Here is a 4,661-nt window from a genome sequence, read left to right on the forward strand (position 1 = left end):
TATGATGTGATTATTTTTTGTTTTATTTAATAGAAAATACCGAAGAAAGTATAAGATTGCAAAAACTGTATTAAATATAGTATTCCTAAATATGGAATATACGTATAATAAAAGAGAAGAACTAGAAATAGGAGTGAAAACTATGATTACATTAGAACAGAAGTTGGAGCAATACACACATACATATGCACAGTTAAAGGGAGAACTAAAATGGAAAACGAGTGATTCTCGWACAGGWATGATGATTGCYGCTATGTATGCAGGTAGTGATAAAYTGTTTGATCTCGGACGTTTTTTAGAAATTAGTAGTTATATTAAGAATCAGGTAGGGATGTTTTCATACTTAAAGTCTTATCATCGCTTTGTGGTGGCCGCAACATTAGATATTCACTTTATAGATTACAAGCAAGCTTTTCGAAAGTTTTTAGATTTATATGAACAATTGGTCGCTGGTGGTTTTAGCCGGAGTATATTTACTTATCTCGCAGCAGCTGTGCTTTTAACTGAAGAAAATGAACAGCATGGCACGCACATTCAGCGTTCGATGCAAGTATATAAACGAATGAAAGAGGATCATCTTTTTCTTACAGGTACAAATGATTATCCGCTTGCGGTTTTACTAGCAGGGCAATCAGAGAATGTAGAAATACTTATGGACCGAGTGGAACGTCTTTATCAGAAACTAGCGGCAGCTGGTTTGCGTAAAGGGAATGATCTTCAATTTCTAAGTCATATTCTTTCACTAAAGAAGGATGTCCGTGAAGAAATATTAGTTGCAAAATGCACAAACATATGGAAGTTATTAAAGCAAGAAAAGGTAAAAGTGAAACAGATGCATTACCCAGCTATCGGGCTACTAGCGTTACTCGAGGATGGAGAGGAAGAGTTTCATTCTATTCGAGCATTCATTGAAAAATTGCAGGGGGAGAAATTGTTCCGTTGGCATACAGATACAAATATTCTTATTGCTATTCAACTGTTCGTAAGTCAGAAAAGTGAGGAAAGTAAAGCGACTAACACAGGTTTACAAACAATGATAGAAGTCCTCATACAGGCACAACAGGCAGCAATGATGGCAACGATTGCCGCTTCATCTGCAGCAACATCTTCTGCTAGTAGTAGTTCATAATGTGTAACTGCTTATGCTTTTTTAAATTATGATGAATCTATAACTCCTTTGATGAGGACGGTTTAAAAAATATTATTAAAAAGGCCCATCACTCTCTAATGAGTGATGGGCTAACTATTTTTACATAATCAGCATTATCTATTCAACTGCTTCAAATGTTTGAGCTGCGTAACAATCATAATGCTAATAACGACGAGTAAAAACCATGAGCTAACTTTGCTAAGATGAACGAGGTTCCACGCTTCTCGTTGATTTGGATATTGCCATGCGCCGAAAAATGTTGCGATGTTTTCGGCAATCCAAATAAAGAACCCGATAAGGAAAAAGGAGAGAACGAGTGGCATTTTATAYGTAATGCCTTGTAATGAAAATTCCACAAATGTGYGAAAGAAWACAATGAATAAAAGTAARGTTAATACCCATCTAAAGTCATATAGAAAATGRTGTGTGAAAAAATTGAAGTAAATCATWGCTCCTAACGGTATGGCAAAAATGGCTTTTGGCCAATTATACATTTGTAAATGCAATCTTCTCCACGCTTGGCATATGTAACTTGCAACACTTGCGTACATAAAACCGCTGTAAAGTGGAACTCCGAAAACTTTTGAATATGCCTCTTCAGGATAACTCCATGAGCCGAAGTATACTTTATATATTTCTAGYARAAGKCCRATSARRTGAAARACAGTAATTACTTTYAGTTCRTCTTTTGTTTCAAGWCCRGTYTTRTACATWATMYAYTGCATAAGAAGACATACGATGAGTATGAAATCATAGCGATATAACCCTGGAATCGAAATGATTTTTGAAAGGGCTAGTGTTAAAAAAATAATGACTGGGAATAAGCAAGATAGTGCTTGTTCGTAAGTGAAATGTAGTAGTTGTTTTATATAGAACATTGTGTCACCTTCGATATATTTATTAGAAAAATCAAAATAATGACTAAGTATACTACAAAGGATATTCATTTGCAAACGGTGTGGGCAGCGATTTTTGATTACAATCCGAAGTTAACACAGCATCAAATTATTTATGAATTAAGGCTTCCGAGGGTAATTGGGGCGGCAGTTGTAGGAGCAGCTTTTGCAGTCGCTGGTGCTGTTATGCAAGGGGTAACACGAAATCCTTTAGCTGATGCAGGTGTGCTCGGAATAAATGCAGGAGCGATGTTTGTAGTAGCACTTAGTTTTGCTTTTTTCCCGCATATGCCGTATTCCTAYTTAATGATTGTYTCCTTTATTGGAGCAGTTTTAAGTACMGTACTCATTTTTATTATCGGATCGGCAACATCAGGAGGGTTAACACCGATGAGGTTAACGATTGCTGGAGCAGTTATGGCAGCGCTTTTACATTCGTTAAGTTCAGGTATCGCGATTTATTATGATTTAAGCCAAGATTTAGCGTTTTGGTATGCTGGTGGTGTTGCAGGGGTAAAGTGGGACCACTTGAAATTTTTAGTGCCTATTATTCTCATAACGATTGTTTTTGCGACAGTGCTAGGGCGATCTATTTCCCTCATATCAATGGGGGATGATGTTGCTACGAATTTAGGTGTGAAAACGAACCGAACGAGAATACTTGGGATGATTATAGTAGTCATTCTTGCAGGTGTTTCTGTTTCAGCTGTTGGTTCTATTGGATTTGTAGGACTTGTCATTCCGCACATCGCTAGAAAATTAGTAGGTGTTAATTATCAGCTTATTATTCCTATGTCAGCATTATTAGGTGCTATGTTACTAGTTTTGGCTGATTTAGGAGCAAGAACAGTAAATCCTCCTAAAGAACTTGCGATAGGAATTATGGTAGCTCTTGTTGGAGTTCCATTCTTCCTCTATATAGCACGTAAAGTTGGGAGTGAGCTATAAGTGAAGGACCTTTTTAACACGGATAAAAAGAGAGCTATTACTGTAACTACAATATTCGGTTGTATGAGTATTGCTGTAATTTTAACTAGTTTAAATACAGGTACGCTGAGCATCGCACCGCTCAAAGTAATTCAAACGCTTTTTGGCTATGGTGATTTTGAGAGTGCAACCGTGCTATACGATTATCGTATGCCAAGAATTATAATTACAATGTTAGCGGGTATCGGCCTTGGAGTTTCCGGTGCGATTTTGCAAGGGCTCTCTCGTAATCCACTTGCAGATCCAGGTATTCTCGGATTACATTCGGGTGCATCTTTCGGGCTTATTGTATTCGTTACTCTCTTTCATTCTATTAACGAGAGTGCATCGATTTTAATACCGTTATTTACGTTTGGCGGGGGAGTACTTGCTGCATTTCTTATTGTTTTACTTGCGAGTGATCGGTCAAAAGGTTTACTTCCCATTAGACTTATTCTTGTTGGTATTGCAGTTTCGGCTGGTTTTAGTGCACTTTCGTTATTTTTCTCGCTCAAGTTAAATGATGAGACGTATATATTCGCTTCTAGGTGGTTAGTTGGTAACGTGTGGGGAAGAGATTGGATTCATGTCCTAGCATTATTACCTTGGATTTTTATATTAACTCCGTACGCATGGTTAAAATCTAAAACGTTAAATGCACTGTCACTAGGTGATAGTGTAGCAGCAGGACTTGGTGTATCTGTTCAAAAAGAACGGTTACTGCTTTTAGCTACAGCGGTAGGATTGTCTTGTGCAAGTGTATCAATGGCAGGGGGAATTGGCTTTATTGGCTTAGTTTCTCCGCATATCGCAAGAAAGTTAGTAGGTAGTACATATCAACATTTCCTTCCGTTAGCTGGCATTATTGGAATGATTATTTTAGTACTCGCAGATACGATAGGCCGTTCTGTATTCGAGCCAAACTCTATTCCAGCTGGTGTAGTAGTAGCGGCCTTAGGAGCGCCGTATTTTCTTTATTTACTTACAAAAACAAAATAAATACTTCAAAGAGGAGAACATATGAAAAAGAAACTTTCCATTTTATTTAGCATTATGTGTATTTTAGTATTAGCAGCATGTGGTCAAACGAAACCTAACGAAGAGGCAACTAAAAAAACGGAAAAAAGTAATGATCCAAAAATTGCTTCAATGTCTATTCATTTAACGAACAATTTACTTGCATTAGGAATTACACCAGTAGGTTCTGTAATTGGTGGAGATTTAAAAGATTTCTTACCKCACGYRAAAGAACAGYTGAAAGATACGAAGAAACTTGGCGTTGTAACAGATCCCAATATGGAAGCATTAMTACAATTAAAGCCATCTGAAATTTATGTGGATGAAAAATATKCTGGCAAAGATTTAGCGAAATACGAAAAAATTGCAAAAACACATTCTTTCAATCTAGATGAAGGAACGTGGAGAGATCATTTAAAAGAAGTAGGTAAACTTGTAAACCGTGAGAAAGAAGCAGATAAATATATTCAAGACTATGAAGAACAATCAAAACGAGTGAAAAGTTTAATAGATAAAGAACTAGGTAACAACGAAAAAGTAATGGCAATTCGTGTTACTGCAAAAGAATTACGTGTATTTAGTACGAAAAGACCGATGGGACCAATTTTATTCCAAGACTTAGGATTACAACC

4 protein-coding genes and 1 pseudogene are annotated in these 4,661 nt (G+C 36.7%); 4 read left to right on the forward strand and 1 reads right to left on the reverse strand.

All coding sequences use genetic code 11. The features are described from left to right. Positions 1 to 91: 91 nt before the first annotated feature. Entirely contained in the window at positions 92 to 1,129 is a 1,038-nt protein-coding gene (locus AC1DJR_RS24385) for a DUF4003 domain-containing protein (RefSeq protein WP_429687919.1), read from the forward strand. A 134-nt stretch (positions 1,130 to 1,263) separates the two neighbouring features. Here the strand turns inward: AC1DJR_RS24385 and AC1DJR_RS24390 are convergent, their stop codons facing one another. Next, entirely contained in the window at positions 1,264 to 2,028 is a 765-nt protein-coding gene (locus tag AC1DJR_RS24390) for a DUF817 domain-containing protein (protein WP_477003703.1), read from the reverse strand. A gap of 54 nt (positions 2,029 to 2,082) precedes the next feature. Between AC1DJR_RS24390 and AC1DJR_RS24395 the strand changes: the two are divergent. From AC1DJR_RS24395 to AC1DJR_RS24405, 3 genes and pseudogenes are all read left to right on the forward strand, one after another. Continuing rightward, a pseudogene (locus tag AC1DJR_RS24395) lies at positions 2,083 to 2,994 on the forward strand (FecCD family ABC transporter permease); the annotation flags it as partial. After that, positions 2,995 to 4,011: a FecCD family ABC transporter permease gene (locus AC1DJR_RS24400; RefSeq protein WP_429687923.1), complete on the forward strand. Its 1,017-nt coding sequence runs from the start codon at positions 2,995 to 2,997 to the stop codon at positions 4,009 to 4,011. A 21-nt stretch (positions 4,012 to 4,032) separates the two neighbouring features. Continuing rightward, positions 4,033 to 4,661, forward strand: a 629-nt coding sequence (locus AC1DJR_RS24405; RefSeq protein WP_477003704.1) for an ABC transporter substrate-binding protein, incomplete at its 3' end; no start/stop codon positions are given.

Source organism: Bacillus sp. 05T31 (genome assembly GCF_056396725.1).